This window comes from Streptomyces flavochromogenes (assembly GCF_000717595.1).
GTDB lineage: Bacteria > Actinomycetota > Actinomycetes > Streptomycetales > Streptomycetaceae > Streptomyces > Streptomyces flavochromogenes.
Genome location: NZ_JNZO01000014.1, coordinates 312734 through 331066 on the forward strand (window position 1 = coordinate 312734; position 18333 = coordinate 331066).

An 18333-nucleotide genomic window follows, 5' to 3' on the forward strand; every position below is an offset into this window, starting at 1 on the left:
AGCAGTAGGATCTTCGGCGCCGGAGCGATCAGGCCGGATCCTGCACCGGGTTGGCCGTATCTGGCCAAGAGGCCTTGTTCCTCCCCGCCTTGGGCGCTGCCATATTCGGTCGGGAGGGAGGTGTGGTGCTGACCACACGACGCGAGGGGGACACGCTGCCGCCGACGGCGGCCCCTGCGGCCCGGGGCCGGTACCTGCCTCAGCACTTCACACGAGAGGTGGCAGAGCCAGATGCTTTTCCGACTGCTGGGGCCTGTGAGGATCGCGGGCGGTGCCGAGACGCAGTCGGCAGCCCGCCGCGCGCTGCTCACCGCGCTGCTCCTGCGCCGGGGACAGTTCGTCGGCATGGGCGAGCTGACCGAGCTGTTGTGGGACGACCCGCCGAGCTCGGCGGTGGCCAACATCAGGAGCCACCTCACCGGGCTCCGCCGCGGCCTGGACTCCGCGAAGCCGGGACTGAGCAAACGGCTGACCACCAGCCGCGGCGCGGAGACCGGATACGCCCTCAGCGTCGACGCGGACGAACTCGATCTGTCCTGCTTCCTGAAGCTCGCCCGGCAGGGCAGGGAACTGCTCGCCGCGGGCGACCACCGGGCCGCGGTGGGCCACCTGGACGAGGCCCTCGCCCTCTGGCGCGGCCCGTTCGGCCAACGGCTCCCGGCCACCCGGTGGTTCCACGCGCACACCGTGGGCCTCAGCAACACTCGCTTCGAGGCCTGCCAGGACTTCTTCACCGCGTGCCTGCTGACGCATCGGACCGAGATGTTGTCGTACCGCATCGAGACCGTGCTGGCCGAGGCCCCCTACCGGCAGCGGCTGTGGCAGTTACTCGCCGCCACCTACTGCGCGCAGGGCGACGTGGCCGGCGCGCTGGGCGTGATCGAGCGATGTCGGACCGTCTTCGCCGACGAACTGGGCCTGGACGTCCCTCCCGGCGTCGAAGCCATCCGGGCCGCCGCGCTCACCTGGGACACGGAGCGGGCGCACCGTCTGGTGGCCGAGATGGCACGCCAGTGACGGCGGGCACCCGGTCGGCCGGGGCTCGGGTCCGCCGGCGACTCCGGTCGCTCGCGGTGGGGGAACTGGTCAACGTCCCCTTGCAGACGGCCATCTGGTTCGGCGTGGTCGGCGTGCCGACGACGGCCGCCAACCTCCTCGGATTCGCACTGGTCGTGCTGCTCCTCCTGGAGGGCGCCGCGTACTGGACGGTCAAGCTCCGTGCCCTGTCCGCCGACACCGGCGCACCGCTGCCCGGAGCGGCCGTGTTCTCCGCCGCTCGGGTGGTCAACCTGGTGCTGCTCGGGCTCGGCGTGCCGCTCACCGTTCTCGCGGTGGTCGACGCCCCCGGGACCGGAAGCATCCCCGGCCTGCTCTTCACGCTCTTCGCCGTCACGGAGCACGTCAACTATTTCCACACCCAGCTGATGTACGACACTCCCGAGGACCGGCGCAGCCGCCGCAGGAACGGGCGACGCCGGGCCCATCTGGCCCGTGACCTGGAGCGGGCTCGGAAGCTCGGGACCGGGCGGCCTCCCGCCGATGAGGTCGGTCGCTGCTGACGTCCCGGGCCGCACCGTGACCGGCCCGGTCACGGTGCGGCCTTCAGGATCTCGAAGAGGTCGGACGCGGCGGCCCGTGGTCCGTGCACCGCGCCGACCCCGGTGACGTTGAGGACCACCTCGTCCACGCCGAGCGCCCGGTAGGCGTCCAGCCGCTGGTGGATCTCCTCGGCCGTCCCGTAGAGGAAGATCCCGTGGTCCACCAGGGCCCGGACGTCGTCGGGCCCGCCGTCACCGGTGACCCGGATCCCGGCCCGCCGCAGGACGGCCTGGTAGTGGGGGAACTGGATGTGCCCCCCGCATGTCGCCCGCAGCAGTTTCGCCATGTCCCGGTCGGGGCCGGCCAGTGCCACCGGAACATAGGCGGTGACCTTGACCGGCTGCTCCGGACGCCGCTCCTTCGCGCTCCGCAGAGCCGGGATCAGGAACTCCTCGAGGTACGCGGCCGAGGCCATCCAGGTGATGGCCACATCGGCGAGTTCCCCCGCGAGTTCGGCCATCCGCTCCCGCAGGACGCCGAGGCCCAGCGACACCTCCGGTTTGTGGAACGGCATGAGCTGCGCCTTGGCGGAGAAGATCTCCCCCTCGCGGTCGCTGATCCCGCCGTCCAGCAGGTCCCGGACGATGGTGACGTACTCCCGGCAGGCGGTGAGCTGACTGGGGTAGGGCCGGCCCATGGCGCAGGTCTGCGCGGCGAGGGAGCCCGGACCGTAGCCGGCCACCACCTCGTGCCCGGTGGCCAGCGCCGTGGACCGGGCCTCGATCGCCGCGTTGTACGGCGAGCGGTAGGGCATCAGCGACACCCCGAACCCGGCGGGCACCCTGATTCCGGAGCCGGCCAGCCAGCCCACGATCTGATGGCTGTCCAGAACGAGACCCTGGCCCTGCCACAGCCGGGCCGCGCCACCCCATTTGACGAGATTGGCGAAGGGGATCACCTGCTCGGGGCGGGTGGCATTGACGGGGAGGAGGATCGAGTGCCGCATCCCGGCAGCCCTTTCGACGAGTGGTGGAGCGGATGACAGGGGGCGGTCAGCTCGGGGAAGGCGCGGACAGTTCCAGCGGGAGGCGCACACCGGCCGGGTCCGCGCCGCCGAGCAGGGCGCCGAGCATCAGGTCGGTGTCGCCCACGCCGGACCAGCCGAGCATGTAGCCGATCAGTGAGGTCCGGCCGGCCGCGCCCGTGAAGTAGCCGTCCTCGCGGATCCGGCCGAGGACCTCGGTCTGATGGGCGGAGGCCCGCTCGAACAGGTCCGCGCGTCCCAGGGTGCGGCCCGCGCCGATCAGGCACTGGACGACGCCGCTGCTGCCGTGGCAGACGGAGAGGTCCACCGCGCGGCCGGGCGCCAGGGCGGTGGCCCGCCCGACCAGATCGGCCAGCCGGGACTCGGTCAGCCAGTCCTCCCGGCCCGCCGCTGCGAGGATCTCCGAGCCGGCCAGCAGGAGGCCGGCAGCGCCCTTGCACCAGCCGTGCTCCGCCGGGACGCCGTCCCGCTCCCATCGGCCGATCAGCCAGTCCGCCGCCTCCTTGGCGGTGCGCTCCAGACCCAGAACGGATCCGGTCCGGGCGGCCGCCCAGCGCAGTCCCAGTTCCCCGTGGGCCAGGTCCGACCAGTGGGTGTCCCGCTCCCTGCCCAGGTGGGACAGGGTCAGGTCGGTGAGCCGCTCGACCGTCGTGGCGTCGGCGGGGAAGGAGGATCCGTCGCGGCGGAGACGGTCGAGCAGGACCATCAGCAGCCCGGCCGGGCCGTTGGAGAGGTCGGTCTCCAGCACGCCTTCCGCCGCACGGTCCTGGAGAGCCTGGAGCAGCCCGGCCAGCCGGGCGGACGCGGTCTCCGGGTCCTCGGGGCGGACCAGCAGCAGCGAGGCGGCCCCCGTGAACACCGACTCGGGGCGCTGCAGCAGCGCCTCGCCGTACTCGGCGAGCAGGGAGGTGAGCCCCCGGTCGGCACTGGCGGCGGGACCGGCCAGGCTCTCGTCACGGGCGGCGGCGCGGTTGAGGAAGGAGACCACGCCGGCCGAGTCGTGGAAGGAGACGAAGTTGCCCGGGGTGATGGTGGAGGCGTCGCGGTCCGGGCCGATGCCACCGACCCATCCGCACTCCTCCTGCCCGCCGGGAGCGGTGACCGGCACCCGCACCTCGGCGATCCGGCCGGCGATCGCCCGCCACCAGGCGCCGGGGCGGGCCCCGGCCAGCAGGTGCCCCCCGAAGACCCCGGAGGCCGAGAGCCCGCCGGGCGTGTCCTCGCCGCACAGCTCGCCGAAGCACTCCTCCAGCAGGAAGTGGTGGTAGGCGTCGGTGCGGGCCGCGTTGTGGGCGACGCCGCGCCGGGCGAAGTCCAGGGCGGTCGCCGAATACACCCCGGGTGTCGACCCGTCGACCGTGCCGAGCGCGTCGGAGTCGCCCCGGGTGACGAAGTACGGCACGTTGCCGCCGTGCAGCGAGGCGCGCTCCGCGTCCGCCGCGAAGCGCTCCGCCTCCGGGGACAGGTAGTCCTGGTGCATCTTCAGGAGTCCGAACAGCCGCTCGGCCTCCTCGGGGTCCACCAGGTACCTCGGGTGGGTGGAGGCGTCGATGAAGCGACCGTAGATCATGGTGGAGCGCAGCAGCAGCCGCACCGGCACCCCGGGGTGGGCCTCCAGGACGCGGGTGACGGCGCCGGCACGCAGGGCCGTCAGGGCCGCGCGGCAGCCGGCCAGGATGGCGTCGAACCACTCGGTGGCGATCAGGTGCGTCTCGCCCAGCCGGGGCACGTTGTCGCCCTGCCGGTAGTTGAAGGGCTCCCGTGACACCGCGATGGCGTCCGTTCCCGGGTCGCGGATCACGGCGCTGGTCATGGACGACGGCTGGTCGCCCGCCACCCCGACGCCCGCCATGATGAAGTCGACCGGCGAGGTCGGGTTCACCATCGGCACCAGCATCGTGGAGGCGACGGACAGCTTGGTGTGGTTCATCAGCGCGTCGGGGAGCGACTCGTCTCCCACCCCGGCGTCCGGCCGGAGCATGGTCTCGGTGTCGATGACGCACGGGTACTCGCCGCAGGCCAGCAGGTTCTCGTCGTGCAGGTCGGTGGCACCGATGGAGCCGAACAGCACCGCCAGCGCGCCGATCCGGTAGAAGTAGCGGCCGGGCTGGTCCGCCTCCTCCATGGGGGTCGGCACGGTGAACTCCTGCCAGCCGTGCGTGCCCACGGTGAGTGACCGGGGGACGCAGCGGGACAGCGGGTGCTCCAGGTGCGGGTCGACCGCCCGGTACAGGTCGCGGACGAAGTCGTCCGCGGTGAGCGGCCGCGGCTTGAACACCAGCCGGGTTCCGTTGGCCAGGTGCAGGATGTGGACCTGGCGGTTGTCGTTGTGCAGGTCGGAGCCGCTGGGCGAGATCGCGGACAGCAGGCGGCCTTCGTCGTCCGGCTCGCCGAGCAGTCCGGCCTCCGCAAGCAGCGGGCGGTCGTCGGCGAAGGCGGTGAGGAACTCACTGTAGGCGTCCAGGGAGTGCGACAGCATCGTGGCCAGCCGCCCCCGGAGCACCGGGTACTTCTCCAGCAGGGAGTCCGGGAAGCCGGGCTCCTCCAGACGGGCCGTGAAGCGGCGCAGAGCGGTGCCGGCCCCGGATTCCATCGGCAGGCCGAGGTGCTCCCGGAAGGTGTGGAACTCGCCGATGAGCATCCGGTAGGACTGGGTCTCCACCGTTTTCAGCATGGCCTCGTGGGCCTGGTCCAGCACGCTGTCGCGCCGGTCCGGGGCGGCAGCCCGCAGCAACGGCTCGCGCAGCTCCTGCTCCACCGCGGACCGGGGGACCACATGGGAGTAGAAGGGAAGGAAGGCCTCGATGGCCACCGTGCTCTCGCTCATGCCCCGGCACCTTCCACCAGCAGTTCGGCCGTCGGGCCGGCCCCATCGGCTGTCGCCGCGTACAGGTCCCGGTACACGCTGCCTCCGTCCATGAGTTCTGAATGTGTTCCTTGCTCGACGATCCGTCCCTGGTCGAACACGTAGATGAGGTCGGCGGTCTCGATCGTCGACAGTCGGTGCGCGATGACGATCTGGGTGGCGCCGATTCCCTCGATCAGCCGGGTCACCCGGCGTTCGTTGACCGTGTCCAGGGAGGCGGTGGCCTCGTCCATGACGAGGATGGACGGCCGTTGCAGGAGGGTGCGCACGATCGCCAGCCGCTGCCGCTGCCCCCCGGAGAAGTTGGAGCCCATCTCGGCGACCAGGGTCTGCAGCCCCATCGGCAGGTCGTCGAGGAAGTCCAGGATGCCGGCCTCGCGGCAGAACTCCCGGACGGTCTCCTCGGGGATGTCCTGGCCCAGGGTGAGGTTCTCCAGGATCGACCGGTTGTGCAGGTGGACCTCCTGCGGGATGTAGCCGATCACTCGGCGCAGGGAGTCCCGGTCGTACTCGGCGGCGTCCCGGTCGCCGAAACGGACCGAGCCGGAGGTGGGTTCGTGCAGGCCGCAGACGATCCGGGCCAGGGTGCTCTTGCCCGACCCGGAGGCGCCCACCAGGGCGACCCGGGCGCCGGCCGGGATGTTCATGGTGACGTCGCGGACGACCGCCTCGCTGTGCCGGGTGTAGCGGAAGGACACCTGGTCCAGTCGGACGGAAGCGGACGTCAGCTGCTTGCGCTCGCCGCCGGGGCCCTCGGGCTCGGTGCGGGTGATGTCGCTCAGGCGGGACATGTAGCGGCTGGTCTCGGTGAACTCCGCGTACGCCTGGAACACCGAGGTGGAGATGGCGAAGTAGGTGGCGGCGACGGTCTGTACCGCGATCGCCCCGCCGATGCTGATGGTCCCCCGGCCGACGAAGTAGAGGCTGGCGAGCAGCAGGAGCAGCGGCCCGAACATCTGGACGGTGGCCGCCACACCGGTCACCTGGCCCTGCTGCAGCCGCATCCGCGCCTTCATCGCGTCGAGGGAGGCGGCGTAGGTTTCGCGCCAGGTGTCCAGGTACTGGTCGGCGTAGCCCCCCATCTTGATGGTCGGGATGGAGACGATGGCGTCCAGCTGCAGTGACTGGCTCCTGCCCAGGTGGGTGATCTCCATGTCGACCGCCTCCAGCACCCGCAGTCGGGTGGCGGCCAGATAGCCGGCGTTGGCCAGCACCAGGGCGAGCGCCATCAGCCCGAGCCGCCATTCCACGTACAGCAGGTAGCCGCTGACGCAGACCATGGTGCCGACGTCCAGCACGCCCTGGGCGACCCGGGAGGAGAGCATGTCGCGGACGGCGTTGACGCTGCCGAGCCGGAAGAGCAGCTCGCCGGGCTGACGGGTGGTGAAGAACCGGTACGGCAGCGACAGCAGCCGGGTGAAGGCGTGGTCCATCAGATGCCGCCCGAGCACCGACACCAGCGAGGACAGCAGCAGGATCCTCAGAAGATGCAGCAGGTAGTAGCCGACGGCGGCGCCGGCCACCATGCCGATGACCCACAGATGGTCGCCGAGTTCCGTCCAGCCCGAGAACCGGTCCACGGACCATTCGGTGAGCAACGGGATCCCCAGCACCGCGGCGTAGGCGCCCATCGACAGCGCGCCGACACCGGCCATCCGGCGCCCCGCGCCGGCGGGCAGCAGGGGCATCGTCCGCCAGTCGGCGAAAGGCCGGCGACGCACCCGGCGGAACGCGGGCCCGGGCTCGGCGGTGAGGACCACGCCGCTGAAGTGCTGGGAGAGTTCGTCCGAGGTCATCCGGCGGCGCCCGACGGCCGGGTCCATGACGACGGCCTGTTCGCCGTCGAAGCTCTCCAGGACCACGAAGTGGTGGTCGTCCCAGAAGAGGATCACGGGCGCGTCGAACCGGGTGAGCGCGGCGACGCCCCGGGCGCTCAGCAGCCGGCTCCGCATGCCGCGGGACTCCAGGAACCGCGCGAGCTGCCGGGCGCTCAGGCCGTCCCGTCCCGCGTCCATGTCCTCGCGGACCTCTGAGAGGCCTTCGTCCCGCCCGTAGTAACGGAGCAGGGACACGCAGCAGCACAGACCGCACTCGGTCTGGGCGACCTGGGTGACGGCCGGCACGCGTCGCGCGGTCCGACGTGATTCCGGGCGAGCGCCCATGGCTACCGCACCTCCGGGTTGTGGGACGTCGGGCAGGGAGAGGGGCTTGCGTTGACGGGGCGTCGGACGGGGCGGGAGACCGGGAAGCCCGGCGCGGGCGTCGGACCTCGGTCCGGCCCACCCCACCCCGTCCGTCGTGACCGGCGCGGCGGTCCGGTTCAGCGGGCCGCGCGTATCAGAGCCGTCAAGGGCTTCAGCACTGGCTGGTGCACTTGGTGGTCGGGCAGGCGGAGGCGGACACCAGGGTCGCCACGGCGGTGACGATGGCGCAGCTCCAGGTGGTACCGCCGTACACGTCCGCCTCGCCCATCTCGACGAGCTCGAACTCGTCGTAGCCGCCGAGGACGTCGGCCTGCATCTTCTCCATGGTCTTCTCCTTCTCGTTTTTCTCCCGATACGCGCCCGGAAATCGTCCGGCGAAATACAGAACGCGTATCCTCCGCCTTCGGAGGACGACTCCCAGTCTGTCCGCATCCCATTCGTCGAACGCATAGACCTGACGCCCTCGTACGCACACGCTGAAATGCACCGTGAAATTCGACGGGCCCCCACACATTCGTGTGGGGGCCCGTCGACGCGATGTGAGGTGCGGAGAGCCCTCAGACGTCCCGCCGCACCGTCATCCAGTGTCCGAGTGCCACCGACCCCACCGTCCACGCGGCGAGCACGCCCAGCCCGGACCACGCTCCGAGCACCTCGTCGGCGCCCGGGCCGCGCAGCACCGTCCCCCCCGCCACATCCGGCAGGAACCGGGCCACCTCCCCGACCCCCGGTATGTTGCTCAGGATCGTGGAGACCATGAAGAACAGCGGAAGCAGAACGGACAGCGCCGCCGCGCCCGACCGCAGCAGCGTCGCCACTCCCATGGAGAACGCCACCAGCAGCGCCGTGTAGAGCACCGCCCCCGCCACATGCCCCGCCGTGGCGAGTCCCGTCGACACCCGGTGCTCCCCGATACCGCTCTGCACGATCAGGAAGGCCGGCACCACCCCCACCACCGCCAGCCCTCCGCTGACCAGGCTGACCAGACCCACCTTGGCGTAGTAGAACCGGACCCGGTCGGGGACCGCCAGCAGACTGCTCCTGATCGACCCCGACGCGTACTCGCCCGTCACCGCGAGAATCCCCATGATCACCAGAACGATCATCCCGAGCGGTACGACCGAGAGGCCGAGCCCGACCGGGTCGAACCCCGGCGCCGTCAGCTGCCTTTCGCCGGGAACCGTCCCGTAGACGAAGGCAAGTCCGATCATCAGGACGAGATAGACCGCCTGGGACCATTTCGGAGACCGCAGCGTCGTCAATTTGACCCATTCCGCGGCCACGGCGTGCTTCATCAGAACCCTCCCGTCGAAGCCCGGTATTCGGCGTATTCCTGGGTCAGTTTCATAAACGCCTCCTCCAGGGAACCCGAAGAAGCGGTCAGCTCGAAGACGGCGATGTTCTCCGCGCTCGCGACAAGCCCGACCTTCTCCACGGACACCCCGCTCACCGCCAGCGTCGCGTCGTCCTCCCGCACGCAATCGATGCCCTGCTCCCGCAGTGCCCGCCGCATCCCCTCCGGATCGGACACCCGGGCCACCACGGTCCTGTCCGCGTGCGCGGCGACGAACGCGTCCACGGGTGTGTCCGCGAGCAGCCGGCCCCGGGCGACGACCACCAGATGGTCGGCGGTCACCGCCATCTCGTTCATCAGGTGGGAGGAGACCAGCACCGTCCGCCCCTCCGCGGCCAGCCCCCGCATCAGCTCCCGGATCCACCGCACACCCTCGGGGTCGAGCCCGTTGACCGGCTCGTCGAACAGCAGCACCTCGGGGTCGCCGAGCAACGCCGCCGCGACGCCGAGCCGCTGCCCCATGCCGAGGGAGAATCCGCGCACCCTCTGCCGGGCCACCGCAAGCAGGCCGACCCGGTCCAGGACCTCCTCGGCCCGGGTGGCGGGCAGGCCGTGGGAGGCGGCCAGCACCCTCAGGTGGTCCCTGGCACTGCGGCCCGGGTGCACGGTCCTGGTGTCGAGCAGCGCTCCCACCCGGGTCAGCGGGCGCGTCAGGCTCCGGTAGGGGACGCCGAACACGGTGGCCCGGCCCGCGGTGGGCTCGTCCAGGCCGAGAATCATGCGCAGGGTGGTGGACTTGCCGGCGCCGTTGGGGCCGAGGAATCCGGTGACCTTCCCCGGGGTCACGGAGAACGACAGACCGTCGACGGCGACCTTCGCGCCGTACCGTTTGGTGAGGTTCTCGACCTCGATCATCACAGCACCTCTCGTCCATGGACGGTCATGACCGGACGGCCATGCCCACCGGCCCTCATACGGCTCCCGCCACCGGCTCCGCGTACAGCCCCGCGTACACGCCGCCCAGGGTCAGCAACTCCTCGTGCGTCCCTCGCTCCACGATCCGGCCGCGGTCCAGGACGTGGATCAGGTCCGCGTCCTGGATCGTCGCCAGCCGGTGCGCGATGACGATCTGCGTGGCACCGGTCTCCGCGATGATCCGGGAGACCCGCCGCTCGTTGGCGGTGTCCAGGGAGGCGGTCGCCTCGTCCAGGACGATGACCCGCGGCCGCTGCAGCAGTGTCCGCACGATGGCCAGCCGCTGCCGCTGCCCGCCGGAGAAGTTCGAGCCCATCTCGGACACCAGGGTCCGCAGCCCCATCGGCAGCTCCTCGACGAAGTCGAGGATCCCCACGGCCGCGCAGTACTCCCTGACCGTGGCCTCGTCGATGTCCTGGCCCAGGGTCAGGTTCTCGAGGATGGTCCGGTTGTGCAGGTGCACCTCCTGCGGGACGTACCCGATCTGCCCGCGCAGGAAGTCGGTCCGGTAGGCGCTCATGGGGCGGCCGCAGAACTCCACCGCCCCTCCGGTCGGCTGGTGGAGCCCGCAGACGACGCGCCCGACGGTGGACTTGCCCGAACCCGACGCGCCGACGAACGCCACCTTCGCGCCGGCCGGGATCTCCAGCGACACGCCCTCCAGCACCGGTCTGCTGTGCCGGGTGTAGCGGAACGACACCTCCCTCAGCCGTATCGAGGTGTCGGGGAGTTCCGTGAGGGACCCGCCCTCCGGCTCGCTCTCGTGCTCCGTGATGTCGCTCAGCCGGCTCACGTAGCGGGAGGTCTCGGTGATCTCCGTCAGCATCTGGAAGACGGACGTGCTCAGGGCGAAGAAGGTGCCCGCCACGGCCTGCACCGCGATGGCCGAGCCGATGGTCACCGTCCCCCGCGACACGAAGTGCAGGCCGGCCAGCAGCAGGGCCAGCGGGCCGAACATCTGCGTGGTGGCGGCGATTCCGGAGATCCAGCCCTGCTGGATCCGCATCCGGGTGCGCATCGCATCCAGCGAGGCGCTGTAGGTCGCCTCCCATTCGTCGGCGAACCGGCCGGCGTAGCCGCCCATCTTGATGGTGGGGACGGACACGATGGCATCGAGCTGCGTGGACTGGGAACGGGAGAGCAGCGCGAGCTCGGTGTCCGTCACCTCTTTCACCCGGTGCCGGCTCAGCCACAGGAAGCCGCCGTTCAGCAGGAACAGCGCGAGCGCCAGCAGGCCGATGCGCCACTCGGTGACGAACAGGTAGACGCCGATGCAGGCAAGGGTCCCCACGTCCAGGACGCCCTGGGCGATCCGGGAGGAGAGCAGGTCCCGGACGCTGTTGACGGTGTTCAGGCGGAACAGCAGCTCGCCGGGCTGCCGGGTGGCGAAGAACTTGAAGGGCAGGGAGAGCAGTCTCCTGAAGACATGGCTCATCAGGTGATGGCCCGTCACGGCGATCAGGCCGGCCAGCGCGGCGGTGCGCAGCATCCACAGCAGCAGGTAGCCGATCGCGGCGGCCGCCACCGCCCCCGCGATCAGCCCCGTCTGGGACAGGTCACTCCAGGCGTCGTCCCGGTCGACGGCCCATTTGGTCAGCGCCGGTATGCCCAGCACCGCCGCGTAGGAGCCCAGCGACAGCAGGGCGACCAGCGCGATCCGGCGCCCTGCCCGGGCCGGGACCAGCGGCAGCGACCTCCAGTGCCGGAAGGCGGGGAGGGACTGCCGGGTGAAGTCCGGGCCGGGGGAGGCCGCGATCACCACCTGGGAGAAGCCGGCCTCCAGCTCCTCGCGGGTGAGGCGCTTGCGGCCCACGGCCGGGTCCATCACCCAGGCCGTCGTGCCGTCGAAGCGCTCCAGGACCAGGAAGTGGTAGTCCTCCCAGAAGAGGATCACCGGCTCGGTGAAACCCCGCAGGGCCTCCACGCTCCGGGCCCGGAACGCCTTGACCTCCATGCCCCTCGATCGCAGGAACTCCGCGAGCTGCTTGGCGCCGAGACCGTCCCGGCCGGCTTCGAGGTCCTCCCGCACGGTCCGGAAGTCCTCGGTGCGCCCGTGATACTCCATCACCGCGACGCAGCAGCAGAGCCCGCACTCCGTCTGGGTGACCTGGGTGACGGAGGGAACCCGGCCCATCAGAGGGCTCCGTGCCAGATCGGCGACACCCGGGGGCGCGCGTCGTCGAGGCGGCCGAGCAGGTGCAGCAGCACGCCCGAGGAGCCCACCATGGCGCTGTCGGTGTGCGCGTAGCGGGAGCCTGTGTCGGCGAGTTTCTCCGCGACCACGTCGGGACCCAGCCTGCGCGCCTCGACGGCGGCGGCCCGCTCCAGCAGCTCCTGGTCGTCGCCGGCGATCCGGCGGACCACGTCGATGTTTCCGAGGTCGCCGTGGCACCAGGTGAGGTTGCGTCCGAAGCCCTGCCGGAAGGTGTTGTCGAGAGCCCCCTCCAGGCGCTCGGCGGCCCGTTCGTCCGCTGTCCGGGCGGTCACGGCGGACAGTGCCATGGCGATGCCGGCGGCGCCGTGGCACCAGCCGGTCGAGAACCGGCCCGGGAAGGCGGAGTTGGTGGACCAGTTCCGCTCCTGCGGCACGTGGAAGAACTCCAGGCGGTCCATCAGGACGCCGATGGCGGCGTCGACGCCTCCGGTGTGGCCGGGCAGCGTGGCGAGGGCGTGCAGGACGCCCGCGACGCCGTGCGCGAAGCCCGACTGCTCCCACCAGGAGCCCGACGGCTCCTCCACATGGCGCAGCAGCCGGCCGGTGAGCCCGTCGAGGGCCTTGAGGCTGTGGTCGCCGCCGATCGAGGCGATCATCGTGGCGATCCCGGAGATCCCGGAGATCACCTCCGGGGTGTTCTCGGGGCCGAGCTGTTCCACGACCAGCGGCACGGCGTCCTGTGCCGCCTTGACCCAGCCCGGCTCCCGCAGGATTCGCCCGGCCTCGCACAGGGCGAACAGCAGGCCGGTGGTACCGGTGTAGGCGCCGGCGCCGCTCTGCCGGATGCTGCGCAGCTCGTAGACGCCGTCGGTGAGGATGCCGGCGCTGCGCTCGAAGACCTGGCGTGCCACCCGCTCGTAGCGTTCGTCTCCGAAGTGGGCCGCGGCCGCGGCAAGGGCCAGCGCGGGGCCGGTGCGTCCGGTGTACAGGTCGTACCCCAGCACGCCGGAGGGCCAGGGCCGGGCGGCCTGCGCGGAGGCGAGCGGGCCGATCCAGGTGGCGGGAAGATGACCGTACTGGTCGGGGAGGCTGCCTGCGGTCAGGGCGTCGGCCAGCGACCGGGCGAGCCGCTCCAGGCCGGTGCGCTCCCCGGTGGCGGCTCGGCCGTTCCAGGCGGCCCCGCCGGAGAGGTGGTTGTCGGGGAAGCGGGAGCAGAAGGCCGAGTGGAGCAGCCGTAGCTGCCGCCTCACCGCCTGCTCGTCGAGCGCCCCGGCCTTGGCGAGCGCCCGGGAGAGCGGGGTGCGCTCGAGCCGGACCCCGGTGTCCTCGCCGTCGCAGTCGTGGACGGTGGTGCCGGTGGCGGGCACGGTGAAGTAGGGGACGTCGCGTTCGGCCATCTGCCGCAGCTCCGAGCCGACCAGCCTGCGGTCGGAGAACCGGGAGGGGATGGCGATCCTGTGGAGCAGGGCCTGGGCGAGCGCCGGGTCGGCCATCGCGGCGGCGGAGGCTGCCATCCGCAGGATCTGTGCGTACTGCGACGTCGGGTTGTGGATGTAGCGCAGGCGCATGGCCGGGGCGAGCCGCTCCAGCAGGGTGGTCCACCAGGAGGGCCGGCGCATCACCGCCTCGCAGACCTGCCGGAACCCGTCGGCCATCTGTCCGGCGAGCCCGTGGATCTCCTGTTCGGTGCTCTCCCGGACCACGGTGGAGCGCTGCCCGGACGGGCGCGCCTGGAGGTGTACCCGGATCCGGTCGGTGAAGGGGTGCTCGAAGACCATGGTCTTGAAGGGGGAGACGCCCTGGTTGTCGCCGCCGAGGAATCCGAGGTCGACGTAGCCGGAGTCCTCGCTCTTGCCGGCCAGGACCAACGGGAGGATCCCGATGCCGTAGACGCTGCGGCCGATCTCGTCGTACGCGTTGCCCTCGGCCTCCGGGGTGGGGCCGGTGTGCACCCGGGAGGGGTGCAGCAGCGTCTCGAGATCGATGGCCACCGGGCCCAGGCGGGTGGGCAGGATGTTCTCGAAGTGCATGTCGCGCGCGTCCAGCAGGTAGAACACGGCGGCCAGTTGTCCGCAGGCCCGCATGAACGGGACGCTGAATCCGCCGATGTCCTCCTGTTCGACGTACTCGACGTACCCGTACCCGTCGCGCACCAGGGTGCGGGCGGCCGGCAGTGCGCAGTCGGCCTCCGCGTTGACGCGCTCGACGACCGTCTCGAAGGCCGCCTCGCAGGAGACGTCCCGCGGCTTGTAGACCAGGCGGGCCCCGGAGGCGAACGTCAGGATGCTCACCGCCCTGCCATGGGCGTGCGCGTCGCCGTCGGCCCCGCCGATGGACAGCAGCGGGTCGCCGGGGGCGATGCCGGAGAACCGGAAGACCTCGTCCCGGTCGGCGTGGAGGCGCCGGACCAGTTCGCGCGCGGCCTCGCGGGTGTTGCGCACCAGATGGCCGGCCGCGGAGCGGAGCACCGGGAACGGTTCCAGGGCGTCGCTCCACGCCCGGGTGACGAAGTCCTGGTAGCGCTCATGCGGGGTCGCTCCCCGCAGCAGCCCGTCGGTGGAGGCCTTGTTGACCGCGGCGACCAGGGTGCGGGTCGCCACGTCGCGGAGCCGGGCCTCGGCCCGGCCGAGTACCTGGAGCGCGAAGGCGTCCAGGTCGGCGACGGCCTCCGTGAGGTCCTCGGGGAGGAGCCTGCCGGCCGCCGGCAGCGCCAGGCGTCGGATCACGCGCTGGAACGGATACTCCTCCGGCTCCTGCGACCAGGCGAGCGCGGCCGGCGAGGGGGCCTCTGGAGCGACGTCGGACAGCGCCGAGAGCTTGACGTGGACGGCGGGCGCGAAAACGCCGAGGGGCTCGATGGTTTCGCGGATTTCGACGCTGTCGAGTTCTGGGTAGAGATTCGCGGGCGAGATCAATGCTCCGGCTCCCTGCGCGGAAGATGATAGATTTCCACGTTGCGCCGGGGGCGGGGAGCATGAGCCGCTCCCCGCCCCCGGTCCGTGCCAAGCCCTTGGGGCTCAGTTGCAGTTGGGCTGGCACTCCTTGGTCAGCGTGCACCAGCCGCCCTGGTTGCCGAGGAAGTCGGAAAGCGAGAACGTGTTGGTCGAGCACGCGCCGTAGGCGACGCCGTCGAAGTCCTGCTCCGCGATCTCCTCGATGAGCGAGATGTCACCGTCGTAGTTGTTCATGTGAATTCACATCCAATCCGGCCGCATATATCCGATGGGCCATTCTGCGGAAGACTTCGACCCATCCCTCGTCGCCCGGCTGAGCGACGAGGGAAAGCTATGCGTGCCGATAGTCCGTCCACAACCCATCGGTTGCCCACGGGATCACTGAAATGCGTTTTCCGCGATGCCGATGGAGCGCGCACCGATGCCACTGACCTGCGACTTCGATGCCATATGGCCGAATCCTGCCAGGGTGCTGGCAACTTGGTGCAGTTCATTTCCCAGGGGATTCGCGCGCGGTCGTATGCGCGACCGGATGCAATGGATATGCGCGGCGAATAGGGGGTCGAATGCGATCGGCCAATTTCTGCTCGGCGATACTTTCACGGTCGTGGATCGTCCCCGCTTCGCCCTCGCCGTCCCGAGGTCAGTCGGGCGGTGGTGCCAGATCGCCGCGCAGCCGCCGGGCGCGGAGCGCCAGCTCCAGTTCGAAGCGGCGGTCCGGGTCGTCCAGGTCGTCGCCCCACAACTCACGGAGCTGCCTCAGGCGGTAGCGCACGGTCTGCGGGTGGACTCCCAGCCGGGCGGCCACCTCGGGCGCACCACCCCGCGTCTCCAGCCAGGCCAGCAGCGTCTCGGCGAGTCGATGGGCGTGCGCCGGGCCGCCGGCCTCGTCCAGCTGCGCCAGCCGGCGCCGCGCCAGATCATCGATCAGCTCACCCGCGGGCAGCAGCACCAGGGCTTCGACGTGCTCGCCGCAGTGCAGGAGCCGCCCCCGCGGCAGCAGCCCCTGCTCGATCATCCCGACAGCGGCCTCCGCCCAGCGCAGTGACGTGACGGCCTCCGCCAGGGGGACCGACGGGCCGATCGCCCCGGACCAGCCGGTCACCGCCCGGTCCAGCAGCTCCGCGCGCCCGGGGGCGTCCGGGTCCGGTACCACCAGACGCGGCTGCGCGCCTTCCATGTCGAGCAGCATCTCGTCGCCCACGGCAGGGGCGACGGCCTCCTGTGCGGGGCGGAGCAGCACCGCCACCGCGACCTTCCCGGGCAGCTGCCAGCCCAGGCCGGCCGCGCGGTCGGCGAGCAGGGCGGTCGGATCCGTGCGGTGTTCGGTGAGCAGGAGATCGACGAGAAGCCGTTGCAGGCGCAGGCGCTCCCCGGCCCGGCGGGCGACGGCTTCGGCGTAGCCGCGTACCGACTGGGCCACCATGACGTCGAGGTACTCGAAGGCCGACTCGGCCAGTTCGTACATGGCCGAAGGCGGGATGTCGACCTGCTGGCCGACCTCCGCCATGCGCCGCCAGGAGAGGCGGACGCCCAGCCGGTAGATCCCCTGCAGGGAGTCCAGGCTGCGCCCTTGGGAGACCTCGCCGCGGCCGAAGTCCCGGAACAGCTCCGGGAGGGCACGCGGCCGGTCCGACCCCGTGGTCATCTGTTCCACGAAGAGCTCGAGGGCGTGCCGGATGGCCACCAGGGCCTTCGGTTCGCCGGACTCGTCGGGGAGGAGCACCAGGCCCGGATACTCCCGCCGGATCTCGGCGAGGATGTCCTGGGCCAGTTCGGGGACCTGCTCCAGGGCGCGGTCGGCGAACTGCTGAATCCGTTCTCGTGGCACGTCGTGCCACGCTGACGACGTTTCCACCACACCGCTCCTGGGCGTCCGGTCCGTACGCGCTCGGTCTGCGGGCCGCATGTTCCACGCTAGCCCGCGCCGGAGCCGGCCGTGCGGGATGTGTCGCCCGTGGGCGGTTCGGGGAACGTGACGAGCGGCACATTGCGCTGCTCGGGTGTGGCGTCGAGTGCGGCGACGATTCCGAAGGCGGCGCCCGCGGCCAGGAGGACGGCGGCGACGCAGGTCAGGAAGGCGGCAAGCAGTCTGGGCATGGGGATGATCGGCCTCTCGGTCATCGAGGTCTGTCACCCAGCGCGCCGGCCCGGTCCGGCGCCGCCAGTATGAGAGGCGCATTGACAGGTGGTCAAGAGCCGCCTAATTTCGCCGCCACAGGACTGTTACTCCCGGGTACGCATTCTCGCCCCGGTCAGGCTGCACCCCTTGTGTGCGCCTCCTTCCCCCACGGCCCACGAGCCCCCTCGCACGTCGCGCCCGTATTGGAGTACCTGCATGCGCCGTTCAATATCACCTTTGTCCCTGATTCTGCTGGGTGCCGGAGTCTTCCTGCTGGTGCTCACCCAGCTGCTGGTCCGGTACGTGGAGCCGCGCGCCAAGCGCACACCGACCGATGTGGACTCCACGACGGTCTTCAGCGGTCAGGGCAGCTACTTCGACACCGGGTCCGTCGCCGAGGTGGACGGCCAGACGCTCACGATCACCCGTCATGTCCTGGGGGACGTCGCCGCCGGTGAAGACAGTGGGCACGCGATCTGGGACGTGTCGACCCAGATCGACTCGCCGAAGACGCTCGCGCTGGGCGACCCGCGCAAGTCCTTGCAGTGGACCACCGAACGCTGGGTGACCGACCGCCGGACGAACCTGCCGGTGCGCTGCTGCGAGGAGAGGCCCGAGTTCGAGGGCGAGGCCTATCTGAAGTTCCCGTTCGACGTCGAGAAGCGCACTTACTCCTGGTGGGACAGCACCCTGGGCGCCACCGTGCCGCTGGAGTTCGAGAAGGTCGCGAAGGTCGACGGGCACGAGGGCTACCGCTTCGTCGGCAGGGTCGAAGCCACCCCGACCGGCACCCGTCTGGTGCCCGGCGTGCTGGTGGGCAGCTCGAAGGGGGGTCAGGTCCTGGCGGAGGAGTGGTACTCCAACGCGAGGATCGAGCTGACCGTGGACCAGCGCACAGGCCGGATCATGAACGCGCTGATCGCGCCGAAGAAGACGCTGCGGGCCCCGGGTTCGACGACGGACGCGGTCACCCTGCTGGCCAGTGAGGGGTTGGAGTTCACGGACGCGACCCGGCGCGAGCAGGTCGCGCTGGCCTCCGACGACGGCGGCCGGCTGGAGCTGCTCGGCGAGACCGCGCCGCTCGGGGGCGGCGTGGCGGGCGGTCTGCTGGCGGTCGTCGGCGCCGTGCTGCTGATCCGCGGTCCCCGACGGGGCCAGCACTCAACAGAGTGAGCGAAA

14 protein-coding genes are annotated in these 18333 nt (G+C 71.1%); 3 read left to right on the forward strand and 11 right to left on the reverse strand.

What is annotated here, in order from left to right; genetic code table 11:
• Nucleotides 1-231 precede the first annotated feature (231 nt).
• Nucleotides 232-1017, forward strand: a complete 786-nt coding sequence (locus IF00_RS0119570) for an AfsR/SARP family transcriptional regulator (RefSeq protein WP_030319736.1) — start codon at nucleotides 232-234, stop codon at nucleotides 1015-1017.
• A 56-nt stretch (nucleotides 1018-1073) separates the two neighbouring features.
• Complete coding sequence (locus tag IF00_RS41430; protein WP_037638630.1) at nucleotides 1074-1559, forward strand: hypothetical protein; 486 nt, start codon at nucleotides 1074-1076, stop codon at nucleotides 1557-1559.
• Between the two features lie 29 nt (nucleotides 1560-1588).
• Here the strand turns inward: IF00_RS41430 and IF00_RS0119580 are convergent, their stop codons facing one another.
• From IF00_RS0119580 to IF00_RS0119630, 11 genes are all read right to left on the reverse strand, one after another.
• Nucleotides 1589-2545 (reverse strand): LLM class flavin-dependent oxidoreductase, encoded by a 957-nt coding sequence (locus tag IF00_RS0119580; protein ID WP_030319743.1) that lies wholly within the window; start codon nucleotides 2543-2545, stop codon nucleotides 1589-1591.
• A 46-nt stretch (nucleotides 2546-2591) separates the two neighbouring features.
• Entirely contained in the window at nucleotides 2592-5411 is a 2820-nt protein-coding gene (gene lanM, locus IF00_RS0119585) for a type 2 lanthipeptide synthetase LanM (protein WP_030319744.1), read from the reverse strand.
• Nucleotides 5408-7573 carry a peptidase domain-containing ABC transporter gene (locus IF00_RS0119590; RefSeq protein WP_030319746.1) on the reverse strand — a complete coding sequence of 722 codons (2166 nt, stop codon included), beginning with the start codon at nucleotides 7571-7573 and terminating at the stop codon, nucleotides 5408-5410. Before IF00_RS0119590 ends, lanM begins: the two co-directional genes overlap by 4 nt.
• Before the next feature lie 232 nt (nucleotides 7574-7805).
• Complete coding sequence (locus tag IF00_RS46165; RefSeq protein ID WP_167346869.1) at nucleotides 7806-7979, reverse strand: class II lanthipeptide, LchA2/BrtA2 family; 174 nt, start codon at nucleotides 7977-7979, stop codon at nucleotides 7806-7808.
• 232 nt (nucleotides 7980-8211) lie between these two features.
• A complete protein-coding gene (locus tag IF00_RS0119600) occupies nucleotides 8212-8949 on the reverse strand; it encodes an ABC transporter permease (RefSeq protein WP_030319748.1) in 738 nt (245 codons plus the stop codon).
• Nucleotides 8949-9863 (reverse strand): ABC transporter ATP-binding protein, encoded by a 915-nt coding sequence (locus IF00_RS0119605; RefSeq protein ID WP_030319749.1) that lies wholly within the window; start codon nucleotides 9861-9863, stop codon nucleotides 8949-8951. Before IF00_RS0119605 ends, IF00_RS0119600 begins: the two co-directional genes overlap by 1 nt.
• Nucleotides 9864-9918: 55 nt before the next feature.
• Nucleotides 9919-12057: a peptidase domain-containing ABC transporter gene (locus IF00_RS0119610; protein ID WP_030319751.1), complete on the reverse strand. Its 2139-nt coding sequence runs from the start codon at nucleotides 12055-12057 to the stop codon at nucleotides 9919-9921.
• Nucleotides 12057-14993, reverse strand: a complete 2937-nt coding sequence (locus IF00_RS0119615) for a type 2 lanthipeptide synthetase LanM family protein (protein WP_030319752.1) — start codon at nucleotides 14991-14993, stop codon at nucleotides 12057-12059. Before IF00_RS0119615 ends, IF00_RS0119610 begins: the two co-directional genes overlap by 1 nt.
• 102 nt (nucleotides 14994-15095) lie before the next feature.
• Nucleotides 15096-15266, reverse strand: a complete 171-nt coding sequence (locus tag IF00_RS0119620; protein WP_030319753.1) for a plantaricin C family lantibiotic — start codon at nucleotides 15264-15266, stop codon at nucleotides 15096-15098.
• Nucleotides 15267-15675: 409 nt separating this feature from the next.
• Complete coding sequence (locus tag IF00_RS0119625) at nucleotides 15676-16941, reverse strand: PucR family transcriptional regulator (RefSeq protein WP_466412881.1); 1266 nt, start codon at nucleotides 16939-16941, stop codon at nucleotides 15676-15678.
• 8 nt (nucleotides 16942-16949) lie between these two features.
• Nucleotides 16950-17132, reverse strand: a complete 183-nt coding sequence (locus IF00_RS0119630; protein ID WP_030319755.1) for a hypothetical protein — start codon at nucleotides 17130-17132, stop codon at nucleotides 16950-16952.
• A gap of 238 nt (nucleotides 17133-17370) precedes the next feature.
• On the opposite strand from IF00_RS0119630, the gene pgfA reads away from it, so the two are divergent.
• Nucleotides 17371-18327 carry a cell envelope lipid trafficking protein PgfA gene (pgfA, locus tag IF00_RS0119635; protein WP_030319758.1) on the forward strand — a complete coding sequence of 319 codons (957 nt, stop codon included), beginning with the start codon at nucleotides 17371-17373 and terminating at the stop codon, nucleotides 18325-18327.
• Nucleotides 18328-18333: the final 6 nt, after the last annotated feature.